The 23,838-nt window shown below is 43.1% G+C and carries 19 protein-coding genes; 18 read left to right on the top strand and 1 reads right to left on the bottom strand.

From position 1 onward, the window contains the following. The first annotated feature begins 84 nt into the window (after positions 1 to 84). From LJD61_RS04175 to LJD61_RS04220, 10 genes are all read left to right on the top strand, one after another. Positions 85 to 981, top strand: a complete 897-nt coding sequence (locus LJD61_RS04175; RefSeq protein ID WP_255226253.1) for a dihydrodipicolinate synthase family protein — start codon at positions 85 to 87, stop codon at positions 979 to 981. Between the two features lie 21 nt (positions 982 to 1,002). Then, entirely contained in the window at positions 1,003 to 2,481 is a 1,479-nt protein-coding gene (locus tag LJD61_RS04180; protein ID WP_255226254.1) for a 4-hydroxyphenylacetate 3-hydroxylase family protein, read from the top strand. Positions 2,482 to 2,601: 120 nt separating this feature from the next. After that, a complete protein-coding gene (locus LJD61_RS04185; protein ID WP_255226255.1) occupies positions 2,602 to 3,480 on the top strand; it encodes a DMT family transporter in 879 nt (292 codons plus the stop codon). Between the two features lie 422 nt (positions 3,481 to 3,902). Next, positions 3,903 to 5,042: an acyl-CoA dehydrogenase gene (locus tag LJD61_RS04190; protein ID WP_255226256.1), complete on the top strand. Its 1,140-nt coding sequence runs from the start codon at positions 3,903 to 3,905 to the stop codon at positions 5,040 to 5,042. 16 nt (positions 5,043 to 5,058) lie between these two features. Beyond that, entirely contained in the window at positions 5,059 to 5,847 is a 789-nt protein-coding gene (locus tag LJD61_RS04195; RefSeq protein ID WP_255226257.1) for an electron transfer flavoprotein subunit beta/FixA family protein, read from the top strand. Positions 5,848 to 5,861: 14 nt separating this feature from the next. Beyond that, on the top strand, positions 5,862 to 7,064 hold the full coding sequence (locus tag LJD61_RS04200; protein WP_255226258.1) for an electron transfer flavoprotein subunit alpha: 1,203 nt from the start codon (positions 5,862 to 5,864) through the stop codon (positions 7,062 to 7,064). 13 nt (positions 7,065 to 7,077) lie between these two features. Continuing rightward, on the top strand, positions 7,078 to 7,854 hold the full coding sequence (locus LJD61_RS04205; protein ID WP_255226259.1) for a short-chain-enoyl-CoA hydratase: 777 nt from the start codon (positions 7,078 to 7,080) through the stop codon (positions 7,852 to 7,854). 14 nt (positions 7,855 to 7,868) lie between these two features. After that, a complete protein-coding gene (locus LJD61_RS04210) occupies positions 7,869 to 8,705 on the top strand; it encodes a 3-hydroxybutyryl-CoA dehydrogenase (RefSeq protein ID WP_255226260.1) in 837 nt (278 codons plus the stop codon). A 247-nt stretch (positions 8,706 to 8,952) separates the two neighbouring features. Further along, the gene (locus tag LJD61_RS04215; RefSeq protein WP_255226261.1) at positions 8,953 to 10,248 is read left to right on the top strand and encodes a homoserine dehydrogenase; all 1,296 of its coding nucleotides are present in this window, start codon (positions 8,953 to 8,955) and stop codon (positions 10,246 to 10,248) included. 54 nt (positions 10,249 to 10,302) lie between these two features. Continuing rightward, complete coding sequence (locus tag LJD61_RS04220; protein ID WP_255226262.1) at positions 10,303 to 11,181, top strand: DMT family transporter; 879 nt, start codon at positions 10,303 to 10,305, stop codon at positions 11,179 to 11,181. 15 nt (positions 11,182 to 11,196) lie between these two features. Here the strand turns inward: LJD61_RS04220 and LJD61_RS04225 are convergent, their stop codons facing one another. Beyond that, complete coding sequence (locus LJD61_RS04225) at positions 11,197 to 11,421, bottom strand: hypothetical protein (protein ID WP_255226263.1); 225 nt, start codon at positions 11,419 to 11,421, stop codon at positions 11,197 to 11,199. A 605-nt stretch (positions 11,422 to 12,026) separates the two neighbouring features. Here LJD61_RS04225 and pcrA point away from each other — a divergent pair. From pcrA to LJD61_RS04265, 8 genes are all read left to right on the top strand, one after another. After that, positions 12,027 to 13,952 (top strand): DNA helicase PcrA, encoded by a 1,926-nt coding sequence (pcrA, locus tag LJD61_RS04230; RefSeq protein ID WP_255226264.1) that lies wholly within the window; start codon positions 12,027 to 12,029, stop codon positions 13,950 to 13,952. Between the two features lie 512 nt (positions 13,953 to 14,464). Continuing rightward, positions 14,465 to 16,468 (top strand): NAD-dependent DNA ligase LigA, encoded by a 2,004-nt coding sequence (gene ligA / locus LJD61_RS04235; protein ID WP_255226265.1) that lies wholly within the window; start codon positions 14,465 to 14,467, stop codon positions 16,466 to 16,468. Position 16,469: 1 nt separating this feature from the next. After that, positions 16,470 to 16,754, top strand: a complete 285-nt coding sequence (gatC, locus tag LJD61_RS04240) for an Asp-tRNA(Asn)/Glu-tRNA(Gln) amidotransferase subunit GatC (RefSeq protein ID WP_255226266.1) — start codon at positions 16,470 to 16,472, stop codon at positions 16,752 to 16,754. A gap of 128 nt (positions 16,755 to 16,882) precedes the next feature. Next, a complete protein-coding gene (gene gatA, locus LJD61_RS04245; protein WP_255226267.1) occupies positions 16,883 to 18,340 on the top strand; it encodes an Asp-tRNA(Asn)/Glu-tRNA(Gln) amidotransferase subunit GatA in 1,458 nt (485 codons plus the stop codon). Positions 18,341 to 18,353: 13 nt separating this feature from the next. After that, on the top strand, positions 18,354 to 19,784 hold the full coding sequence (gatB, locus tag LJD61_RS04250; protein ID WP_255226268.1) for an Asp-tRNA(Asn)/Glu-tRNA(Gln) amidotransferase subunit GatB: 1,431 nt from the start codon (positions 18,354 to 18,356) through the stop codon (positions 19,782 to 19,784). A 386-nt stretch (positions 19,785 to 20,170) separates the two neighbouring features. Further along, positions 20,171 to 21,835 (top strand): peptide ABC transporter substrate-binding protein, encoded by a 1,665-nt coding sequence (locus LJD61_RS04255; protein WP_255226269.1) that lies wholly within the window; start codon positions 20,171 to 20,173, stop codon positions 21,833 to 21,835. A 152-nt stretch (positions 21,836 to 21,987) separates the two neighbouring features. Beyond that, positions 21,988 to 22,905, top strand: a complete 918-nt coding sequence (locus LJD61_RS04260) for an ABC transporter permease (RefSeq protein ID WP_255226270.1) — start codon at positions 21,988 to 21,990, stop codon at positions 22,903 to 22,905. A gap of 15 nt (positions 22,906 to 22,920) precedes the next feature. Then, on the top strand, positions 22,921 to 23,835 hold the full coding sequence (locus LJD61_RS04265) for an ABC transporter permease (protein ID WP_255226271.1): 915 nt from the start codon (positions 22,921 to 22,923) through the stop codon (positions 23,833 to 23,835). The last annotated feature ends 3 nt before the right edge of the window (positions 23,836 to 23,838 follow it).

A 23,838-nucleotide genomic window follows, 5' to 3' on the forward strand; every position in this document is an offset into this window, starting at 1 on the left:
AAGGACTGCTAAAAATGAGTTACTGCAGTGCAATCAAAATTAAACAACGAAACTTGACATATTCTTATTGAAAGGAGACAAGTTATGAATAAAGCATTATTTTTTACACCTGCCGTAACAGCTTTTGATTCGTGCGGTAATATAGATGTACAAGCTAATAAAAATATCTATGACCATCTGATAAATGGCGGAATTGACGGAATCGTACTTATGGGCAGTACAGGAGAATTCTTTGCAATGACAGAAAAACAAAAGCTTGAGCTTATTGATCTAGCTGTCAATCATATAGAACACAGGGTTAAGTTATATGTCGGAACGGGCTGCATGACTGTTGCAGATACGGTGAAGTTATCAGAATACGCTTTAAATGCCGGAGCTGACGGAGTGATGATCATTAGCCCGTACTACTTTGCTTTGACAGATGAAAGCATTGAATATTTCTATGATCAGGTTGCCTCACAAATTAAAGGAGATATCTTTATATACAATTATCCGGATAGAACCGGACATGATGTAAGCCCTGAAATCACGTACAGACTGCTAAAGAAACATAAGAATATAACTGGCTATAAGGATACTGTCACAGATATGACTCATACATTGAAGCTTATATCGACGGTAATGGAAGAGTTTCCGAATTTCAAGGTGTTTTCGGGGTTTGAAGAATATTTTGCACTTAATGTTATAAGCGGTGGAGCCGGTTGTATAGGCGGATTAGCCAACCTGTACCCGGATATGTTCTCTCAATGGGCAAATGCGATCAATACATTTGATGCCGAAAAAATATCGGAAATTCAAAAGAAGGTAAATAAATATTCTGAGTTATATGCGATAGGTAAGCCCTTTATAAGCATAATGAAAAAGGCAATGGAGCTTCATGGCATTGAGATGGACGGCTATTGTATTGCTCCGATTTTGCAAGCAAACGGAGTGCAAACTGAACAAATTAGAAACTTAATGACTCAAATAGAAAACATGTAATATATATTTTGGAGGTGCAATATGGCTTTAATGACTGGAGAACAGTATATAGAAAGTATCAGAAAAATGAAAATGCAGATTTATATGTTTGGTGAAAAGGTGGAAAGCTCTGTGGATAATCCTATACTTCGACCATCATTGAATTCTGTAAAAGCAACTTATGATTTAGCACAAATTCCGGAATATGAAGAGCTGATGACTGCGACGTCTTCAATAACAGGGGAAAAGATCAATAGATTTACACATATTCACCAAAGCGCGGATGACCTTATAAAAAAGGTCAAGATGCAGAGGCTGTTAGGCCAGAAAACTGCATCATGCTTTCAAAGATGCGTTGGTATGGATGCATTTAATGCCGTATACAGCACAGCTTATGAAACAGATAAGGCTCACGGAACAAAGTATTTTGAAAGCTTCGTTGAATATTTAAAATATGTTCAGCAAAATGACTTGACGGTAGACGGAGCGATGACGGACCCGAAGGGTGACAGGTCATTATCACCTGGTAAACAAGCAGATCCGGATTTATATCTGCGTGTAGTTGAAAGAAGAGCCGACGGTGTTGTAGTGAGAGGGGCTAAAGCGCACCAAACCGGAATATGCAATTCCCATGAGGTTTTGGTGATGCCTACTATAGCGATGTCTTCGGAAGATAAGGATTATGCGATTTCATTTTCTGTTCCGGTTGACGCGGAAGGTGTCTTGATGATTATAGGAAGGCAGTCATGCGATACCAGAAAGCTTGAAGGGTCCGGAATAGATGTAGGGAACAGTGAATTTGGAGGAATGGAAGCATTAGTGATATTTGATGATGTCTTTGTCCCGAATGACAGGATATTCTTAAACGGCGAAACAGAATTTGCAGGTATGATGGTTGAAAGATTTGCAGGATATCACAGACAAAGCTACGGAGGATGCAAAGTAGGTGTTGGTGATGTTTTAATCGGCGCGGCAGCATTGATAGCCGATTATAACGGAGCACAAAAAGCATCTCACATAAAGGATAAGCTGATAGAGATGACTCATCTTAATGAAACCTTATTCAGCTGCGGCATCGCCTGCTCGGCCCAAGGGTGCAAAACAGAGTCCGGAAATTATATAATAGACTTACTCCTGGCTAATGTTTGCAAGCAAAACGTAACAAGATTTCCGTATGAAATAGCAAGATTGGCTGAAGATATAGCAGGCGGCTTAATGGTGACGGCTCCTTCGGAAAAAGACTTAAGAGATCCGAAGATAGGCTCATATATTGAAAAATATCTTCAAGGCGTGAAGGGTGTTTCGGTAGAAAACAGGCTTAAAATACTGAGACTCATTGAAAATATAACATTGGGAACCGCCGCCGTAGGGTACAGGACCGAATCGATGCATGGGGCCGGGTCTCCCCAGGCTCAAAGGATCATGATTTCTCGGCAAGGCAATATCAACGGGAAAAAACAATTGGCAAAAGCAATTGCCAAAATAGAAGATCAAGATGATAAAGAGGGTAAATCATTGTAAGGAATACCCAAAGCCAGGGGCTAGGGGCTGGAAGCCAGCAGCTGTTTACCTATACTTCAGATACAATGCCGTGATATAATGATGATGGTAAAGCCAATATAAGAGAATGGAGAGTTATATATGCAAGAACATCGGCAAAAAGCCACAAATCCATATATTATACTTATCCTTGCGGTATTATCCGTTTCTACCTCATCAATTTTTGTCAGGTATTCTGATGCACCGGCTATGGTAATCTCAGCCTATAGGATGCTGTTTACATTATTGATGATAGGCCCTGTTGTACTTGTGAAGCATAGGGAGGAATTGGCGAAAATCGGCGGCAGAGATATGCTGTATGCAATCGCAAGCGGCTTTTTCCTCGCATTGCATTTTGCAACCTGGATCACTTCCCTCAAGCTGACTACTGTATCGGCATCTACGGTTCTGGTCCAGATGTCTCCTATATTCGTTGTGGCGGGCTCCTTTATATTCTTCAAGGAGAGCATAACCAGGGCCTCTCTCATAGGTGTGCTTACCGCCGTGGTCGGCAGTGCATTCGTGGGAATAACGGACTTTAAAGTAGGAGGCACCGCATTAATGGGTGATTTTCTGGCTCTGGCGGGAGCTTTATTTATAGCCGGTTATTTGCTCATAGGGCGAGAATTGAGAAAAAGGATAACGCTTTTGCCTTATACCTTCATTGTATACGGAAGCTGCACATTGTTTTTAGTGCTTGGATGCATTTTGATGGGCATTCCCCTTTACCCGTATTCTCCAAATAACTATGCAATATTTTTTGCATTAGCTTTCTTTTGCACCATATTGGGACATACTGTTTTCAATTGGGCATTGAAATATGTGCCGGCATATACAGTATCCATATGCAGCCTGCTTGAGCCGATAGGTGCCACATTTTTGGCGTTTCTGTTTTTGAGAGAAATACCGGGTTTGATGCAAATTTTCGGTCAAATACTTGTTTTAACAGGACTATACATATTTATTTCGAAAAGTAAATAGGATAATTATGAAAAATTTAACAAATTTCAGAAAATCATGAAAGGATTGATGCCGTAAATTCGGCGATAGTCCTTTCTTATCGTGAAAAAAATTATAGAAGAGCCATAATTTTATCTAATTTTGTAAAAGGAATATTGATGAGAAATTTAATCGATGGCTGTAATGCATTGAATTCTCCGAGATTAGAGAAAATAAGCTATATTTGGCATAATACTTGCTAAAAAATTAACAATGTAGCGCTTGCTTTTCAACACTGAACTAACCCGCCCTAAGTCCCCCGCCTCATAAAGGCTATAGGTGCCAAAGGGCGGCTAAGTTCAGTATGGACTCGACTAACATTCAGCGGGGGATTCAACCCCCGCTGAATGAAGTCTCGTTCAACAGCGCTGTAAAGTGCTTGCATATTGTGAGGAGGTAAAGATATGAATTTTAACCTGACGAAAGAACAGGAAATGGTCAGAAAGCTCATGCATGAGTTTGCAGAGAAAGAGGTTAAGCCTATCGCTGCGGAGATTGATGAAGAAGGAAGATTCCCAAGAGAAACGGTAGATAAAATGGCCAGATATTCTATGATGGGCATACCGTTTCCAAAGGAGCTTGGCGGCGCCGGCGGAGATACTTTATCCTATATAATTGCAGTTGAAGAATTATCAAGGGTTTGCGGAACCACAGGAGTTATATTGTCAGCCCATACTTCCTTGGGTGCACATCCCATATACCAGTTTGGGACTGAGGAACAGAAAGAAAAATATTTGAAGCCCCTCGCAGAAGGCAGATACCTGGGAGCTTTCGGTCTTACAGAACCGAACGCAGGTACTGATGCGGCTTCCCAGCAGACCACGGCTGTTTTGGACGGCGACCATTATATATTGAACGGCAGCAAGGTTTTCATTACGAATGGCGGAGAATCAGATATATATATAATTTTCGCAATGACGGATAAATCAAAGGGGACAAGGGGCATCAGCGCTTTCATAGTAGAAAAGGATTTCTCGGGCTTCTCCATAGGCAAAATAGAAAACAAAATGGGCATAAGAGGTTCCAGCACTTCAGAGCTTATCTTTGAAGAATGTAAAGTCCCGAAAGAAAATCTTCTCGGCCAGGAGGGCAAAGGCTTTGGAATAGCTATGCAGACCCTGGACGGAGGCAGGATCGGTATAGCGGCTCAAGCCCTGGGCATAGCTCAGGGAGCTATGGATGAATGTACAAAATATATGAAGGAAAGAAAGCAGTTCGGCAAGCCTTTGGCAGCCTTCCAGGGGCTTCAATGGATGTATGCTGATATGGCGACAAAGGTTCAGGCTGCAAGATTCCTGGTATATAACGCAGCGGTAAAAAAGGATAAGAAGCAGCCTTTCGCGACTGAGGCAGCCATGGCAAAGCTTTATGCAGCGGAGACAGCTATGGAAGTGACCACCAATGCGGTGCAGATACACGGCGGCTATGGTTACATCAAGGATTATCCTATTGAGAGAATGATGAGAGACGCAAAGATAACTGAAATATATGAAGGTACTTCACAGGTGCAGAAGATGGTAATCGCTGCAAGCCTGCTTAAGTAGACGGAGGTGCGATGTGATGAAGATAGTTGTTTGCATAAAGCAAGTCCCGGATACCAATGAGGTAAAGATAGATCCAAAAACCGGCACTCTCATTAGAGAAGGAGTTCCAAGCATAATCAACCATGACGACAAAAATGCCCTGGAAGAAGCATTGAAGCTGAAGGATAAATATAAGGATGTCCATATTACTGTATTGACTATGGGCCCTCCTCAAGCCGATGTAGCATTAAGAGAAGCCCTTGCTATGGGCGCAGACAGGGCTATATTGATATCAGACAGAGCATTTGCAGGCTCGGATACATGGGCAACTGCCAAGACTCTTACTGCGGCAGTCAAGAAGATCAAAGACTACGATATCATTTTCTGCGGAAGGCAGGCCATAGACGGAGATACAGCCCAGGTAGGCCCTCAGTTGGCTGAGGATTTGGGTATACCTCAAATAACTTATGTAACCCATTTGGAGATAAACGGCAGCGTAGTAAAAGCTCACAGAGCTCTGGAGGATGGCTACGAAGTTCTTACAACAAAGATGCCCTGCTTGCTGACCGCTATTAAGGAACTGAACCAGCCCAGATATTCCAGTATAAGAGGAATATTTGAAGCATATAATGAAAAAAATGTCGAGGTATGGAATGCCAAGGATATTGATATAAGCTCCGATGAAACCGGGCTTAACAGCTCTCCTACAAATGTCAGACAAACCTTTACTCCCAGCCCCAAGGGACAGGGAATGGTACTGGAAGGAAGCGGACGGGATACGGTCTGTGAACTGCTTTTCAAACTCGGCGAAAAGCATTTAATATAGAGGAGGCGAAAAGGATGAGCGTTACAATATTAAAGGATAAATGCAGAGGATGCAGGCTTTGTCTTAAGGCATGCCCCTTTGATGCCATAAAAATGGAAGACGGCAAAGCTGTTATCAATTATGATAAATGCACCAATTGCGGTGCCTGCGAAGCTTCCTGCAGATTTGAGTCCATATTGGTGGAAAGAGAAGAAAAAAAGACAGGCATAGACTTGTCTGCATATAAGGGAGTCTGGGTTTTTGCGGAGCAGAGGCTGGGCAAGCTCATGTTTACTTCTCTTGAATTATTGGGGGAAGGCAGAAAGCTGGCAGATAAACTGGGTGTGGAATTATCCGCTGTGCTTCTGGGGTACGAGGTCGACGGCATATGCGAGGAGCTCATTCACTTTGGTGCAGATAGGGTAATATATGCGAATCATCGCCTATTGCAAAATTATACCACTGACGGTTATACTAAAGTTATAGCAGACCTCATCAATGAGAAAAGACCGGAAGCTATGATCGTAGGGGCTACCAATATAGGAAGAGACCTGGCGCCAAGGATTGCGGCAAGGCTGAACACAGGCTTGACTGCAGACTGCACAAAGCTTGATATCGATGAAGAGCAGAGAATCCTTCTTCAGACAAGGCCTGCTTTCGGAGGCAATATAATGGCTACTATTGTTACTCCAAAGCATAGGCCCCAGATGGCTACCGTAAGGCCCGGGGTCATGAAAAAGCTGGAGATGGATAAGAGCAGGAAAGGCATCGTTGAAAGCGTTAAGGTCAAGCTTAATGAAGATGATATCAGAGTCAATGTAGAAGAGGTAGTAAAATCAGCCAAGCAAATAGTCAATCTTATAGAAGCCCAGTATATTGTTTCGGGCGGAAGAGGCTTGGGAAACCCTGAGGGCTTCAAGCTCATAAAAGAGCTGGCAGATGCTTTGGGCGGAGTTGTAGGTTCCTCCCGTGCGGCTGTGGATGCCGGCTGGATATCTCATGATCATCAGGTGGGACAGACGGGGAAAACCGTCAGACCAAAGGTCTATATTGCCTGCGGAATATCCGGAGCCATACAGCATCTAGCCGGAATGCAAAGCAGTGATTGCATAATAGCCATCAATAAAAATCCTGATGCACCAATATTTTCTGTTGCCGACTATGGGATAGTAGGCGATCTTTACAAGGTGGTTCCCATGCTCATTGAAGAGGTTAAGAAGTTAAAGGAACAAAATTAAAGGAGGGCACCATATGGAATTTAAGAATCTGTCTTTGACTCAAGATGGAAGAGTGGGGATTATTGCCATAAACAGACCTAAAGCCTTAAATGCTCTCAATACCAAAGTGCTTCTGGAATTGGATGCGGTACTGGATGAACTGGAAAAAAATCCTGAAGTTTATGTAATAGTCTTGACCGGAGAAGGCAAAGCCTTTGTAGCCGGTGCAGACATTGAGGAAATGAAAGACATGACTCCGGATGAAGCAAGGAAATTTGCAGAATTAGGCTCCCGGGTTTTTAAAAAGCTCGAGATTATCAATAAACCTGTAATTGCAGCTGTAAACGGATACGCTCTCGGGGGCGGCTGTGAACTTGCTATGGCATGTGATATAATAATAGCAGGTGAACAGGCAAAATTTGGTCAGCCTGAAACGGGCTTGGGCATAACCCCTGGTTTCGGCGGCACGCAGCGATTGCCAAGGATAGTTGGTACGAAGAGAGCCAAGGAGATTATTTTTACCGGCGAAATCATAGGCGCTGAAGAAGCTTACAGAATTGGGCTCGTCAATAAAGTTGTCCCGCCGAATACATCTTTTCAGGCTGCAATTGAAATGGCTAAAAAAATAGCATCTAAAGGGCAGATCGCAGTAAGAAATGCAAAGGCTGCCATAAATCGCGGCATTGAAACAGATATTGACGGAGGAGTGGCCATAGAAAACCAACTTTTTGCCTTATGTTTTGCAAACACAGACCAGAAGGAAGGCATGACGGCTTTTATAGAAAAGCGCAAAGCAGATTTTAAAAATTAATGGAGGTGCATCATATGAAAGTATTTGTGTTAGGATCCGGCACTATGGGTACAGGCATAGTGCAAACCTTTGCTCAGGCTGGCATAGAAGTCGGCATGAGAGAGAGAACTCCGGGCAAGGGCATGAAGATCATTGTTAAGGGCTTGGATAAGCTTGTGCAAAAAGGCAAAATGACAGAAGAGCAAAAGAACAATATTCTTTCCTTTATCAAACCGACTCAAAATCTTGACGATGCAAAGGATGCAGACCTGGTTATAGAAGCTGCAGTGGAGGAGCTCCATCTAAAGAAGGAGCTTTTTGCAGAACTGGATAAAATATGCAAGCCTGAAGCTATTTTGGCCACAAATACTTCGTCCTTGTCTATAACTGAGATAGCCAGTGCTACAAGCAGACCCGACAAGGTAATAGGAATGCACTTTTTTAATCCGGTGCCTTTGATGAAGCTGGTAGAGGTAATAAAGGGAATAGCTACATCACAAGAAACCAGAGATAAAATATTTGAATTAGCCGAGCAGGTAGGCAAAAAGCCTGTTGAAGTAGAAGAAGCTCCCGGTTTTGTAGTAAACAGAATACTTATCCCTATGATAAACGAAGCAGTTGCCATATTGGCAGAGGGAGTAGCAAAGGCTGAGGATATAGATGAGGCCATGAAGCTTGGAGCCAACCATCCCATGGGGCCCCTGGCCCTTGCAGACCTCATAGGCAATGATGTATGCCTCGCCATTATGGAAGTATTATACACCGAATTTGGTGATTCCAAATACAGACCGCATCCTCTCCTCAGAAAGATGGTAAGAGGAAATCTTCTGGGCAGAAAGACTGGCAAGGGCTTCTACGACTATAGCAGATAGAAGCATAAGCCGCTTTTATCTCGGCTCTGATAGATACGATAAATATTATAAGGGCTATAAGCTTAAACAAGCTTATAGCCCTTATAATATTGCAAATTGTGATAAAAGCTGGTACAATGTTTATTATATGTATACAGATGTACGCGAATAGAAAACATAACACTAAAAACATATGTACCCGGCAGTCAAGCACCGCTGATTTACATAAGCAGTGATAAGCTCCCGGATGATATTGGAGGAGATAAGCATGACAAAAGAAAAAATAAAGGTAGGGATAATGGGATTCGGAGTTGTTGGGACAGGCACCTACAAAGTATTGACAGAAAATTCGGAGATGGTAAAAAACCAGACAGGTGCGGAGATAGTTGTAGAGAAAGTCTTTGTGAGAGACAGGCATAAGAGAAGAGCGGTTGAAATACCGGAAAGCTTGCTCACTACCAATCCGGAGGACATAATTGATAATCCGGAAATAGATATAGCAGTGGAGCTTATGGGAGGGCAGGAGCCTGCATATTCCTATATGATGAGGGCTTTGGATAACGGCAAGCATGTGGTTACTGCAAATAAAGAGCTTATGGCCAAAAAGGGAAGGAGTATTCTGGAGAAGGCAGATAGCGCTGGCGTCGGCTTAGGCTTTGAGGCAAGCGTCTGCGGAGGCATACCCATAATAAGAGCCTTCAAAAGATCTCTATGCACCGATAAGGTGGAAAGGATAATGGGAATTGTAAACGGCACTACCAATTATATACTGACCAAGATGGCCCAGGAGTGCAGCAGCTATGAAGATGCACTAAAGGAAGCCCAGGCCAGAGGTTATGCAGAAGCCGATCCGACGGCAGATGTGGAGGGCTATGATGCGGCATACAAGATGGCGATACTTGCCTCTATAGGCTTTCATAGCAAGGTTGATATAAATATGGTTAGAAGAGAAGGGATATCTAAAGTAGGCAAGAGGGATATAGAGTGCGGAAAGGAGCTTGGGTGGACCATAAAGCTTCTTGGGATTGCAGAGGAGACGGAGGGCGGCCTGGAGGTAAAAGTGAGCCCCGTCATGCTCCCCATGGAGCACCCGCTGGCTTCTGTAAACGGTGTCAATAATGCGGTATTTGTAAACTCGGAGGCTGTTGGGGAGCTCATGTTTTACGGGCCGGGAGCAGGTCAGATGGCGACAGGAAACTCTGTTGCATCGGATATAATGGAAATAGCCAGGCAGATTGCATCTGAAAACAAAATGCTTCCAAACTGCAGCTGCTTTGCCGATAAGGTCTTTGCAGAAGAGTGCAGCTCCAGTTTTTATATAAGATTGAATGCCATGAATAAGCCCGGGGTGCTGGGGAGGATTGCCGGTGTATTCGGCAGCTTTGGAGTCAGCCTGGAGTCCGTGCTTCAGAAAAAAACCGAAGGTGAATCTGCGGAGATAGTGTGGATCACCTCAAAGGTAAAGGAGAGCAGCTTTAACAAAGCTCTGGAATCCATAAAAAGCCTTGATGCTGTCAATGAAGTCTGCAGTATTATCAGGGTAGAAGCTAATGGCCATTGTTAATTTTATATCTCTCTGATATAATCAAATAGGAATAATTTTGTAGGAGATAATAACATGGCGGAACTGGATTCAAAAGCATTGGAGTTAAAGAGATACAGAGCCTATACGGAACTGTTGTTTACTGCTTTCGGCTGGGCTTTGAGCACGATATTGATAAAGATGTATATAGGGGCAGTCCCTCCTTACCATCTCCTTATGGGGAGATTTGTTATAGGTACTCTTTTTATTTTTGCTTTGCAGCCCAAAAATGTCATGAGGATAAAAAAGCAGGATTTAAAGATCGGTATACCCTTAGGTATTCTGGTGTTCGGAGCATATTCTTTCGGTGTGGTATGCCTGAAGTACACCAGCGCATCCAAATCCGGATTTCTGGTTTCCCTATCGGTATTGTTCATACCTTTAGTGGATACTATGATCAAGAAGGCCGCCCCTTCCAGATGGACCATAATAAGTGTAGGAATGTCAATGATAGGCATGAGCCTCATATCCGGGATAAACGGAGGAGGCTTTAATTTCGGAGATTTGCTTGCTGTCGGCTCGTCTGTGGTATACACGGCCTATATTCTGGCTCTGGACAAGTATGGCAAATATATTGAAGATACCCTGCTGACCTTGATACAGCTTGGGGTTGTAGCGGTGTTCAGCATATTGACAGTTGTGTTCTTCGAGGGCTTCAGCATGGCTTACATCAAAGAGGCATTGCTTCCCATCCTTATAATAGGCGTTTTGTGCACGGGCATGGTCACATTGTGCCAGACCAGGGCTCAGAAGATAGCCAGCCCCGAAAGCGCAGGGATATTGTTTCTGGGCGAACCTCTTTTTACATTGATAATGGCACATTTTGTATTAAATGAAACCATTGTTTTCAGCGGAGTGATCGGGGGATTGCTTATACTTGCAGCTTTGGTCATAGCAGTGTTAAAAAAGATTTAGGAGGGATAGCCCCTCCTATTTTGTTTTTGCATCCTTCCAGACCTTGACCGTGCAGCGCTCTTTCACACAGCTGTCGATTGCCTCGCTTTGGGCTTCCATATTGTCCGGATTATAGTTCTCCGGGAAATAATATGCATTATACTCCCTTTCAACGATCGGATAATCAGCTCCGTTATAAGTTTCATCGATTATGTTTTCATCGATCATATTTCTTTCAGCAGTATTCTTAACCTTATCCACCGTTACACCTCTTTTCAATGGGTTTCACAATTGATTTTACTGCAAAACTCTAATCTGATTTGTTGGTCTGACTGATATAAGAGTGCAGCACTGAACTAACTCGCCCTAAGATCCACACCGCTATAGGCGGCGTGTGCCTAAGGGCGGCTAAGTCCAGTATGGACTTGACTAACATTCAGTGGAGTTGAAACCCCACTGAATGAAGTCTCGTTCAATGTGAAGGGGCTTAGAGTTTGTTAGCGAAGTATAGGAAAAGTTGCGTCAACTGTTTGAGCCAAAGCGAGTTTTGACGCAGCCCTATGTAAGCTTACAAAGTCTTAGTGCCGGAGCTCTCGCAATCGTTATCAGTTAGCACAACAGACTGCTAAAAATGTATTACTGCAGTGGAATCACAGTTTAATATATTTTTTGTATAAAATATAGGATTATGCTATAGAATTTTGGTATTTTTTCTTGATCAATGCCAAAATTGGATACCGGTGAGGTATAATATAACGAAACCAACAACTCGCTGAAACGGTGTACTGTAATTGCTTGTGCAATTACTTCCGTTGTTATAAAATATAAGAATAAAACATGCAGCAGAATAAATTTTGGAGGTCATGATGGAAAACCTTTTAGATAATTTGAACAAACAGCAAAGAGAGGCTGTAGAGCATACCGAGGGGCCTTTGCTGATACTGGCCGGTGCAGGATCGGGAAAGACCAGGGTGCTCACTTACAGAATCGCATATCTGATAAATGAAAAAAACGTGTACCCGTCAAACATTCTTGCCATTACCTTTACCAACAAAGCCGCCAAGGAGATGAAGGAGAGAGTCCAAAGCCTTCTTGAGGGCTCTTATGATATGTGGGTATCTACTTTCCACGCGGCCTGCGCCAGGATTTTGCGAACGCAGGTAGAAAAGCTTGATGGTTATAAGAAGAATTTTATCATATTTGATACGGATGATCAGGTAAAGGTCATCAAGGAATGTCTGAAAGAGCTGAACTATAATGAAAAGAATTTTCCGCCCAAGGAGATGCTGTCCTCCATATCCAAAACCAAGGATCAGCTCATGACGCCCGGCAGGTTCATGGACAGATATGGAAGAGACTTCAGGCTTAAGAAGGTGGCTGATATATACTCGCTCTACCAGAAAAAGCTTATGGCAAATAATGCCCTGGATTTTGATGATATACTTTTTAAGACAGTGGAGCTTTTTCAAAATAATCCTGATGTGCTTCAGTATTATCAGAACAAGTTCAAATATATCATGGTGGATGAATACCAGGACACCAACTATTGTCAATATATGCTCGTGAACCTGCTGGCAAAGAGCCACAGGAACCTATGTGTCGTAGGCGATGACGACCAGTGCATCTATAGCTGGAGGGGCGCCGACATAGGGAACATTTTAAACTTTGAGAAGGATTTCCCGGACGCAAAGGTAATAAAATTAGAGCAGAATTACCGCTCTACCCAGACAATATTGGATGCCGCCAACAGTGTCATAGATAGAAACTTCGGAAGGAAGAGCAAGAGGCTTTGGACTGAGAATGGAGAGGGAAAGCCCATAGTTTATTATAAGGCTATGGATGAAAGGGACGAAGGCGACTTTATCATCGGAGAAATAGATAGGCTGGCTTTTCAGGAGCACAGGGATCTCAAGAGCTTTGCCATACTATACAGGACTAACTCCCAGTCCCGTGTGATTGAGGAAATGTGTATGGCAAGAGGGATACCGTATAAGATTGTGGGAGGCCACCGCTTTTACGATAGAATGGAAGTCAAAGATGTTATCGCATATTTAAGGGCAATACAGGACCCGGATGGGGACCTAAGCATAAAAAGGATAATCAATGTTCCCAAGAGGGGGATCGGCAAGGCTACCCTGGATTTGCTGGAAGCTTACGCCAGAGACACCGGGAACTCTTTGTACGAGGCGCTTCTCTTTGTCGACAGCATTGACGGCATAGGCAAAAAAGCAAAGAACAGCATAAAGGACTTTGTAAGGCTTATAGCTGAGCTTATGGATGTGGCAGAAAAAGAGAGCGCATCCGCAGTGATAAATGAGGTAATAATGAGAAGCGGATATCTGGAAGTATTGGAAAAGGGTGATGATGAAGACCAGGAAAGAGGGAAGAATATAAAGGAATTGATTTCCGCTGCATTGGAGTATGAGGAAAAAAATGAAGACAGTTCACTCCAGGGATTTTTGGAGAACATGGCTTTGATGTCGGATATCGATGGGCTGAAGGAAGAAAGGGAAGGCATAACTATGATGACCCTCCACAGTGCCAAAGGCCTGGAATTTCCCGTGGTGTTTATCTGCGGACTGGAGGAAGGGCTTTTCCCCACCCAGAGAGCCTTTTTCGACGAGCATCAGCTTGAGGAAGAGCGAAGGCTTATGTATGTAGGAGTCACCAGAGCCAGGGAAAAGCTTTATCTCAGCTCTGCCTTTGAAAGGACCATATATGGAAGCAGCTCCTACACAATGGAATCCAGATTTTTACGTGAAATTCCCAAGGATTTGATGATAAAGATGTGATTTTAGGGCTCAGGATTCAGAGCTCAGAACTCAGGAGAAACGGGGGACGGGGAACACGGAAATTTCACGGATTGGATCATGGATTTGCACGGTGGGTTATGGTTACCGTCATCCCGAACGGAAGTGAAGGATCTTAGACTCAAAAGTATTAGATTCTTCGTTATGCTCAGAATTAGCATGTGGTACCCACACTACGATAAACGAAAACATTTCCTGTCATTCTGAAGGAGCAAAGCGACTGAAGAATCTTAAATTAGATCCTTCGGGCAGAGCCCTCAGGATGACAACAAAGCTGGGCTTTCATAACAATGACAGCTACGCTCAGAAAATGACTAGTTATGAGAGTGATGTAGAAACAATAATTACATTTTCCTCCGTGTAATTTCGTGAAAAAATTCGTGTCTTTCAGTGTTCGCCGTAACCTTTGACCCCAGAGCCCAGCCCTAATGCCAGAGGCTAGCAGCCAGAAGCTAGTGGCTGACCTAAGAGGAATACCCGAAAGGAGTAGAAGTATGGATAAAGAAAAAGCCAGGATAGACGAACTCATTGAACTTATTAATCATCACAATTATAGATACTATGTGCTTGACGATCCGGAAATAGGAGATTATGAATATGATCTTCTTATGAGAGAGCTTATTGACCTGGAGAAAAAGCACCCGGAGCATCTGAGACCGGATTCGCCTACCCAAAAGGTTGGAGGAGAAGTGCTGAAGGGCTTTACGGAAGTATTCCACAGGACCCAGAAGCTCAGCCTCTCGAATGTGTTTGATGAAGGGGATATAAGGGATTTTGACAACCGGGTCAAACGCGGCCTTGGCGTGGAAGAAGCCGAATATGTGGTAGAGATGAAGATAGACGGCCTTACGGTGGTATTGAATTATGAAAAGGGGCTGTTTGTACGCGGAGCCACAAGAGGCGACGGTATCAGAGGCGAGGATATAACTGCAAACCTGAAGACAATAAAATCCATACCCCTGAAGCTCAAAGAACCTGTAGATCTGGAAGTAAGGGGAGAGGTGTTTATTTCCAAAAAGGATTTTGAGAAGCTGAATGCCCTGAGGGAGGAAACCGAAGAACCTTTATTCGCTAATCCGAGAAACGCTGCTGCAGGTTCTTTGAGGCAGCTTGATACTTCAATAACTGCCAGAAGACCCTTGGATATATTTGTATTCAACCTGGAAAGAATAGAGGGCAGGGAGTTTGCGACCCATATAGAGGCCATGGAGTACCTTAAGGCTGTGGGATTCAAGATAAGCCCCTATTTGATCATCTGCAAAGGCTGGCAGGATATATATGGGAAATGCACCGAATGGGCGGATAGGAGAGGGAGTCTGAGCTTTGAGATAGACGGTTTGGTGATCAAGGTGAACAACCTGGAATATAGAGATATTTTAGGCAGCACGACAAAAACTCCCAGATGGGCTACGGCTTATAAATTCCCACCGGAGAAGAAGATGACCAGGCTGAAAAACATAATAGTTCAGGTGGGACGCACAGGAGCTATTACCCCCACAGCTGAACTTGAGCCGGTCAGGATTGCCGGTTCTACTGTAAGCAGAGCTACCTTGCATAATGAAGACTTTATTAAAGAAAAAGGCATCATGATAGGTGATATGGTAATACTCCAAAAAGCAGGAGATGTGATACCTGAGATAGTGGAAGTGGTAAAATCTGAGAGGCATGGAAGCGAGAAGGCCTTTGAAATGCCGAAAAATTGCCCTGTATGCGGCTCCGAAGCATTGAGGATCGAGGGGGAAGCGGCTATAAGATGCACCAATGCATCCTGCCCGGCTCAGCTCAAGCGGTCGTTATTCCACTTCGTCTCAAGGGATGCAATGAATATAGACGGTTTGGGGCCTCAGATAATAACCATGCTCCTGGATAAAGGCTTTATCAAGGATGCAGGGGATCTATATCTTTTAAAGGGTAGAAGAGATGAACTGATACAAGTGGAGAGAATGGGTGAGAAATCTGTAGACAATCTGTTGAATGCTATTGAGAAATCAAAGGAGAACGGGCTTGAAAGACTGCTGTTTGCTCTTGGGATAAGGATGATAGGTCAAAGGGCGTCTAAGCTTTTGGCAGAGGCCTTCGGCAGCATAGACAGGATAAAGGCTGCAGGCTGCGAAGAACTTACATCCGTACAAGAAATCGGCGACAAAATGGCAGACAGCATAATGGCGTTCTTCAAGCTGGATCAGAACCTGGCTCTGATAGATAAGCTTAAGTGCTTGGGAGTAAATACAGAGGCCGAGAAAAAGGAGATCATAGAAAATCCTAATTTTCAAGGCAAGACCTTTGTCCTCACCGGAGCCTTGACGAGCTTTACCCGCGATAAAGCTAAAGAAATAATAGAAAGCTTTGGAGGCAAGGTTTCGGGAAGTGTGAGCAAAAAGACGGATTATGTGCTGGCAGGTGAAGATGCCGGCTCGAAGCTTCAAAAAGCCAACGAATTGGGCATAACTGTAATAGATGAAGAAACCTTCAAGGAATGGGTTGAAAGGCGGGAATGATATGATAGAAAAAAAGGATTTGGAATACGTTGCAGCTCTGGCTAAGCTAAAGCTCAGAGAAGAGGACCTGGAAAAGGTGAGAGAAAAATTCAGCATGGTCCTGGATTATGTCAGCATGCTGAACAAGCTGGATATTGAGGAGGTTGAACCTCTGATAAATGTCAACGGCATGACCAATGTGATGAGGGAAGATGAAGTCGGAGAATCGATGAACAGGGAAACTTTGCTTGCCAACGCTCCGGAAAAGATGTACGGCTGCATAAAAGTCAGCAAAATAATAGAGTAGGAGACGGAAACCACGGAAGGTCACTGAAACTTCACGAAAAATCAATCCGTGTTCTTTAGTGAAAAATTCCGTGTCTTTCAGTGGTTGTCGCCTCCCCGTTCCAAAATAATACAGAAGAGGTGAAAATATTGGATTTACATAATCTGACCCTGCATGAGATAAGGGATATGATAAGAAGCGGCGAGGTAAGCGCCAAGGATGTGCTGCAAAGCGTCTACGGCAGGATAGATGCCGTAGATGATAAGGTAGATGCTTATATAGCTTTGACAAGGGATAAAGCCTATGAGGCTGCTGAGGCTATAGACAAGAGGCTTGCCGGTGGAGAAGCGTTGGGAGATGTAGCGGGCATACCCATGGCCCTGAAGGATAATATCTCTACAAACGGCATAAAGACCACCTGTGCATCAAAAATGCTGGAAAACTATACTCCGGCCTTTGATGCTCATGTATATGAAAAGCTTAAAGAGGCAGGGGCAATTCTAATAGGGAAGACAAATCTCGATGAGTTTGCCATGGGCAGCTCTACTGAGAATTCTGCTTTCAAAACCACCAAAAATCCCTGGAATTTGGACAGAGTTTCCGGTGGCTCCAGCGGAGGATCTGCAGCAGCAGTCGCAGCAGGAGAAGCTTTCTTCGCATTAGGCTCCGACACGGGGGGCTCCATAAGACAGCCTGCTTCGCTATGCGGGATAGTAGGATTTAAGCCTACCTACGGAGCTGTATCAAGATACGGCCTGGTGGCTTTCGGTTCATCCTTTGACCAGATCGGTCCCTTCACCAAGGATGTAGAAGATTGTGCCATTGTGCTGAATCATTTGTATGGATATGATAAAAATGATTCGACCTCTCTTGCGGTAGAGCATGGGGATTTTAAGGAAGCTTTGAACAAAGAAATAAAAGGAATGAAAATAGGTTTGCCTAAGGAATATTTCGGCGAAGGCATAGCTCCGGAAGTGAAGAAGCTGGTGATGGACGGGGTCAAGGTGATGGAAAGCCTTGGAGCTCACGTGGAGGAAACCAGCCTGCCATATTCGGAGTATGCTCTCCCGGTATACTATATAGCATCATCGGCGGAAGCCTCCTCTAATCTGGCAAGGTTTGACGGAGTCAGATACGGCTATAGAGCTAAGGATTATGAGGATTTGAATGATTTGTATATCAAGAGCAGAAGCGAAGCCTTCGGAGACGAGGTAAAGCTTAGAATAATGCTGGGCACATATACCCTGAGCTCCGGATACTATGATGCTTACTACAACAAGGCATTGAAGGCCAGGAGGCTGATCAAGCAGGATTTTGAGAAAGCCTTCGAAAAATATGATATTTTGATATCTCCCACATCTCCTACCACTGCTTTTAAGATAGGAGAAAGATCCGATGATCAGCTGGCAATGTATATGTCGGATATATGCACCGTACCTGTAAATATAGCGGGCATACCTGCCATATCCATACCCTGCGGGTTCTCGGGAGGATTGCCTGTAGGCATGCAGATAATGGGCAAAGCCTTGGGAGAGGCCTCAATAATAAAAGCCGCTCATGCTTTTCAAAGAAATACGGATTTCCTCGGAAAAAGACCGACTCTATAAGGTGGTGTAAGATATGAATTATGAAACGATTATAGGTCTTGAAATACATGCGGAGCTGAGCACAAAGAGCAAGGCTTTTTGCAGCTGCAAAAATGAATTCGGCGCAGAAGTAAATACTAACTGCTGCCCAGTGTGCATGGGCTATCCCGGAGCCCTTCCGGTGATGAATAAAAAAGTTGTAGAATATGCTGTCAAGGCAGGCCTGGCCTTAGACTGCCAGATTTCATTATATAGCAAAACAGACAGAAAAAATTATTTCTATCCTGATTTGCCCAAGGCCTATCAGATCTCTCAATATGATATACCTTTGTGCAAGAATGGAAAGATACAAGTTCAGGTTGATGGTGAGAATAAGTCCATAGGTATTACGCGAATCCATATAGAAGAAGATGCGGGAAAGCTCATACACGGTACGGAAGTAGAGGATTATTCTTTGGTAGATTTCAACAGATCCGGAGTGCCTTTGATTGAGATCGTATCGGAGCCTGATATGAGAAGCCCTGTGGAAGCCAGATTATATCTGGAAAAGCTTAAAGGCATATTGGAATACCTGGAGATTTCCGATTGCAAGATGCAGGAAGGCTCCCTAAGATGCGATGCCAATATTTCCATAAGGCCTGCAGGACAAAAAGAGTTCGGGATAAAAACGGAAATCAAGAACATGAACTCGATGAAAGCATTGCAGAAAGCATTGGAATATGAGGAGGAGCGGCATAAGAAAGTGCTCTCGGAAGGCGGTACCATAGTTCAGGAAACCAGACGCTGGGATGAAGCCAAAGGCATCACCGTATCCATGAGGACCAAAGAGCAGGCTCATGATTACAGGTATTTTCCGGAGCCGGATCTGGTTCCTATAGTATTGGAAGAAAAATGGATAGATGAGATACGAAAAGCTTTGCCGGAGCTCCCGGATGATAAAAGGAGAAGATTTGTGGAGGAATACGGAATCCCTGATTATGATGCTTCCGTTCTTACTCTCACAAAAGAACTGTCTGATTTCTTTGAAGCTTGCGCAAAAGGTCACAAAAATCCGAAGGCGATAAGCAATTGGGTAATGGGAGAAATACTCAGAATAATGAAGGAAAAGGAGCTGGATTTCAAGGATTTAAAAATAAAGCCGGAGGATCTGAGAAAGCTGGTGGACCTGATAGAGTCCGGAGTATTGAGCAGTACAGGAGCCAAGCAGGTATTTGAAGAAATGTTTAGGACCGGCCGTGAGCCCGAAGCTCTGGTGGAACAATTGGGCTTAAAGCAGATAAGCGATGAGGATGTAATAGTCGAATTAGTAAAAAAAGTCCTGAGCGAAAATCAAAAATCCGTAGAAGATTATAAAAACGGTAAAAGCAATGCTCTGGGATTCCTGGTAGGCCAATGTATGAAAGCATCCAAGGGAAAAGGAAATCCGCAGCTCATAAATAAAATACTTAAAGATTTGTTGGCTTAAAATGTACAAGAGCAGCATATCAATAATTAGTATAAACAGTGTTATAAAGTTGATAAAGTGCTTTTATGTCCATCAAATATGAATTTTGTAAAAAAATGTTGAGGTAAATTTTATAATTTTTATGAGAATGAAGCATTGATTTTCCTTAGTTACATTATTCTGAATTTGTTAATTATTTTGATATATATATTTCATGGATATAAAATGTATTGAAAAAATCTCTCCATTCGTGTAATATAAATATAATAAAAATATAAAGAGAAATACCATACAGTTTCATTTTTATTGTTTTGTTGTAGTACAGCCTACGGCTGTTTCTGCATATATTTCATTAATTTTTAGGTGTAAATAAAATGCGCCTAAGTAAAAAAAAGGGGGATGAATTGATGAAAAGATCACTAACATTAGTGCTCGTAATGATGCTGGTACTAAGCTTAGCTCTTACAGCATGCGGACCTAAGGCTCCGGCAGAACCGGCAGAACCCGGCGAACCGGCAGCAGCAGAACCAAAGCTATTGAGGTTTACTATTGGTGCAGAACCTCCGGCTCTTGACCAACAGATAGCTACAGATACCTATGCTATTATGCTGGGCAACCATCTCTATGAAGGCTTAGTCAGAGTTGCAGACAATGGTAAAGTAACTCCAGGTATGGCCGAGAAATGGGAAATTTCCGAAGACGGACTTACCTACACTTTCCATTTGAGAGATGCTAAGTGGAGCGACGGAAAGCCTGTAACAGCAAATGATTTCGAATATGCTATAAAGAGACTTCTGAATCCTGCTACAGCTTCCGAGTATGCATTCCAGGGCTACTATATACTGAACGGTGAAGAATACAACACAGGAAAGATCACAGATCCTTCCCAGATCGGTATTAAAGCTCTTGACGAAAAGACTCTTGAAATCAAATTAAAGGTTCCAACCGGTTATTTCTTAGCTTTAACAAACTTCATATCCTTGTTCCCGGTTAGACAGGATTTTGTAGAGGCTCAGGGAACAGCTTATGCTGCTGAAGCTGACAAGATACTTTACAACGGACCATATATTCTGAAAGAATGGAAGCATGAAGAAGGTCTTGTTCTTGAAAAGAATCCGGAATATTGGAATAAAGATGCTGTAAAGATTGACAAGGTTGAAATAGCTATAGTTACAGACAGCAATACAGCAATGAGCATGTATGAAGCAGGAGATCTTGACTTTGTTGCTCTTCCAAAGGACAGAGTAGAGGAATTCGACAAAGCAGGCAAAGCTAACTTCTACTATGACGGTGCTGAATTCTACTTCCAGTTCAACGTAAAAGGAAGAAACAAGGAAGTTGGAAAATTAACAGGCAATGCCAACTTCAGAAAAGCATTCGGATATGCTATAGACAGACAGGGCTATGTTGATGCAGTTCTAAAGAACGGCTCAGACGCAGCTACAAGATATGTATTGCCATTGCTTGCAGGCGCTAATGACTTATTTGCAAAAGAATATCCATTGGAGTTCTATCCAAAGAATGCTGACCCTGCAAAAGCAAAAGAATATTTGGACAAAGCTCTTGCAGAGCTGAACATGACAGTTGATCAGATTCCTGCAATCGAATTCTTGACTGACGACTCAGACAGTGCAAGAATATCTGCAGAAGCTATCCAAGACATGCTTGCTAAGAATGCTGGAATAAAGCTTGATATCAAACAGGTTCCATTTAAGCAAAGACTTGAACTCATGAACAAGAAGGATTATGACCTTGTATTCGCAGGTTGGGGCCCAGACTATGACGATCCGATGACTTATCTTGATTTGTGGGTAATCGGCGGCGGACATAACAATACAAACTGGGAAGACAAGACTTATACAGATCTGATCAACTTCTGCAAATCTGCTCCGGACGTGAAGGAAAGAGCAGACAAGATGTTCGAAGCAGAAAAATACTTGCTTGAAAATGGTCCTATAGTTCCTGTTTACTTCAGAAGAAGAGCTTGGACTCATGTTGATGGTTTAACAGGATTGATCAGAAACTTCATAGGCTCTGACCCAGACTTCGTATTTGCTGATATTACAAGATAAAGAAATATAAAAAAATTATCAGTACGCAAGACAAAGGTATATGTTAACATATACCTTTGTCCCATATTTAAGGCTGATATTTCTTAAAATAATCACAATTGGTTCACAGAAAATTCACAAATTTTAATCTTAATGTGGGAGGTGCCTATATTTTGTTTAGATACATCTTAAAAAGATTTTTTGTATCTTTGATCACAGTTTGGATCCTGGCCACCTTGACGTTCTTCCTGGTAAGAGTGCTGCCCGGTGACCCTTTTACAAGCGAAAAAATTACCCCGGAAATAAAAGCAAATATGATGAAATATTATGGCCTGGACAGGCCTTTGCCGGAACAATATATTAAGTATATGGGCAATCTGGTCAAAGGTGAAATGGGCTTTTCCTTAAAATATAAGAATAGAACGGTAAATCAAATAATCAGAGATGCCTTTCCCAACTCAGCAGATTTAGGACTTCGATCCCTGGCTTTTTCAGTCACCGTTGGTTTGATTCTTGGAATTATAGCTGCTATTAATCATAACAAAGGTTGGGACTATACAAGCATGATCATTGCCGTAATAGGCGTATCAGTGCCAAGCTTTGTAATAGGCGGGCTGGTGCAATACTTTTTCGGCATATATTTGAAGGTACTGCCTGTTGCTCAGTGGAAGAGCTTTGCCCATACTATTTTGCCGACCTTCTCATTGGGCTTGTCAACTTTGGCTCTTATTGCGAGACTTATGCGCACAAGCATGCTTGAGGTTGTAGGACAGGATTATATAAAGACAGCAAAAGCAAAAGGGTTGTCCCCCGTACAGGTAACCGTAAAGCACCAGATAAGAAATGCAATACTTCCTGTTGTTACCGTATTAGGTCCATTGGTCGCCGCACTGCTCACAGGTACCTTTGTTGTAGAACAGATATTCGCGATTCCCGGGCTTGGAAGACACTATGTAATTAGCATACAAAATCTAGACTACACTATGGTTTTGGGATTGACTATATTCTTCGGGGCGTTCCTGGTATTCATGAACTTCCTGGTCGATATAGCCTATGGTTTCGTAGATCCCAGAATCAGGGTAGGCAGATAAGGAGGAGCTGGAGAGATGGAAATAAGCAGGGAAAAGTTTAAGCATGTCGGCATAAATGAAGAAAAAAGCCAGGCAATCGTTCGTCCCAGCATGACATACTGGCAGGATGCATGGAGAAGGCTTAAAAAGAACAAGATTGCTATGATAGGGCTTGTTATAATTGCTGTTTTTACAGTTATGTCAATCATTGGACCAATGATGGTTCCTTATGTCCACAGCGATAATGATTTGAGCAATACCAACCAGCTTCCTAATGCACAGCACTGGTTCGGCACCGATGATTTAGGAAGAGACTTATGGGCTCGTGTATGGATGGGAGCACGTGTGTCGCTGTTCATAGGCTTGATGGCAGCTCTTCTCGATACTTTGATCGGAGTATTGGTCGGCGGAGTATCAGGCTTTTATGGCGGCAAGGTAGACATGTTAATCATGAGATTCATAGATGTAATGATAGCCATACCCAGCATGATATTCATAATTCTTATAATGGTTATCGTAGGAGCCGGTGTATTCCCCATAATTTTGTCCTTTGCTATAACCGGATGGCTCAGTATGGCCAGATTGGTAAGAGGACAGATACTTCAGCTTAAGGAGCAGGAATTCGTATTAGCTGCCAGAACCCTGGGAGCGAGCTCCTCGAGGCTTATACTCAGGCACTTGATACCGAATACATTGGGTGTAATAATAGTAAGCTTGACGATGAGAATACCAAGTGCGATTTTTACTGAAGCATTCCTTAGCTTTATAGGTCTAGGTGTAAAGCCTCCCACATCCAGCTGGGGCCAGTTGGCATCATCCGGAGCTGCTGTTTTGAGGGTTTATCCTTATAGATTGTTTATACCTGCATTTTTTATCAGTTTGACGATGCTTTCATTGAATTTATTTGGTGACGGATTGAGAGACGCTCTGGATCCAAGACTAAGAAAGTAGGAG

The organism is Lutispora saccharofermentans (genome assembly GCF_024363565.1).
GTDB classification, from domain to species: Bacteria; Bacillota; Clostridia; order Lutisporales; family Lutisporaceae; genus Lutispora; species Lutispora saccharofermentans.

Excerpts from the sequence above, each read along its gene's own strand:
- gatC (WP_255226266.1), top strand. The coding sequence starts at position 16,470 with ATGATAGAAAAAAAGGATTTGGAATACGTTGCAGCTCTGGCTAAGCTA.
- LJD61_RS04220 (WP_255226262.1), top strand. The coding sequence starts at position 10,303 with ATGGCGGAACTGGATTCAAAAGCATTGGAGTTAAAGAGATACAGAGCC.
- LJD61_RS04185 (WP_255226255.1), top strand. The coding sequence starts at position 2,602 with ATGCAAGAACATCGGCAAAAAGCCACAAATCCATATATTATACTTATC.
- LJD61_RS04255 (WP_255226269.1), top strand. The coding sequence starts at position 20,171 with ATGAAAAGATCACTAACATTAGTGCTCGTAATGATGCTGGTACTAAGC.
- LJD61_RS04180 (WP_255226254.1), top strand. The coding sequence starts at position 1,003 with ATGGCTTTAATGACTGGAGAACAGTATATAGAAAGTATCAGAAAAATG.
- LJD61_RS04265 (WP_255226271.1), top strand. The coding sequence starts at position 22,921 with ATGGAAATAAGCAGGGAAAAGTTTAAGCATGTCGGCATAAATGAAGAA.
- LJD61_RS04190 (WP_255226256.1), top strand. The coding sequence starts at position 3,903 with ATGAATTTTAACCTGACGAAAGAACAGGAAATGGTCAGAAAGCTCATG.
- ligA (WP_255226265.1), top strand. The coding sequence starts at position 14,465 with ATGGATAAAGAAAAAGCCAGGATAGACGAACTCATTGAACTTATTAAT.
- LJD61_RS04205 (WP_255226259.1), top strand. The coding sequence starts at position 7,078 with ATGGAATTTAAGAATCTGTCTTTGACTCAAGATGGAAGAGTGGGGATT.
- LJD61_RS04200 (WP_255226258.1), top strand. The coding sequence starts at position 5,862 with ATGAGCGTTACAATATTAAAGGATAAATGCAGAGGATGCAGGCTTTGT.
- pcrA (WP_255226264.1), top strand. The coding sequence starts at position 12,027 with ATGGAAAACCTTTTAGATAATTTGAACAAACAGCAAAGAGAGGCTGTA.
- LJD61_RS04210 (WP_255226260.1), top strand. The coding sequence starts at position 7,869 with ATGAAAGTATTTGTGTTAGGATCCGGCACTATGGGTACAGGCATAGTG.
- LJD61_RS04215 (WP_255226261.1), top strand. The coding sequence starts at position 8,953 with ATGACAAAAGAAAAAATAAAGGTAGGGATAATGGGATTCGGAGTTGTT.
- LJD61_RS04195 (WP_255226257.1), top strand. The coding sequence starts at position 5,059 with ATGAAGATAGTTGTTTGCATAAAGCAAGTCCCGGATACCAATGAGGTA.
- LJD61_RS04175 (WP_255226253.1), top strand. The coding sequence starts at position 85 with ATGAATAAAGCATTATTTTTTACACCTGCCGTAACAGCTTTTGATTCG.
- gatB (WP_255226268.1), top strand. The coding sequence starts at position 18,354 with ATGAATTATGAAACGATTATAGGTCTTGAAATACATGCGGAGCTGAGC.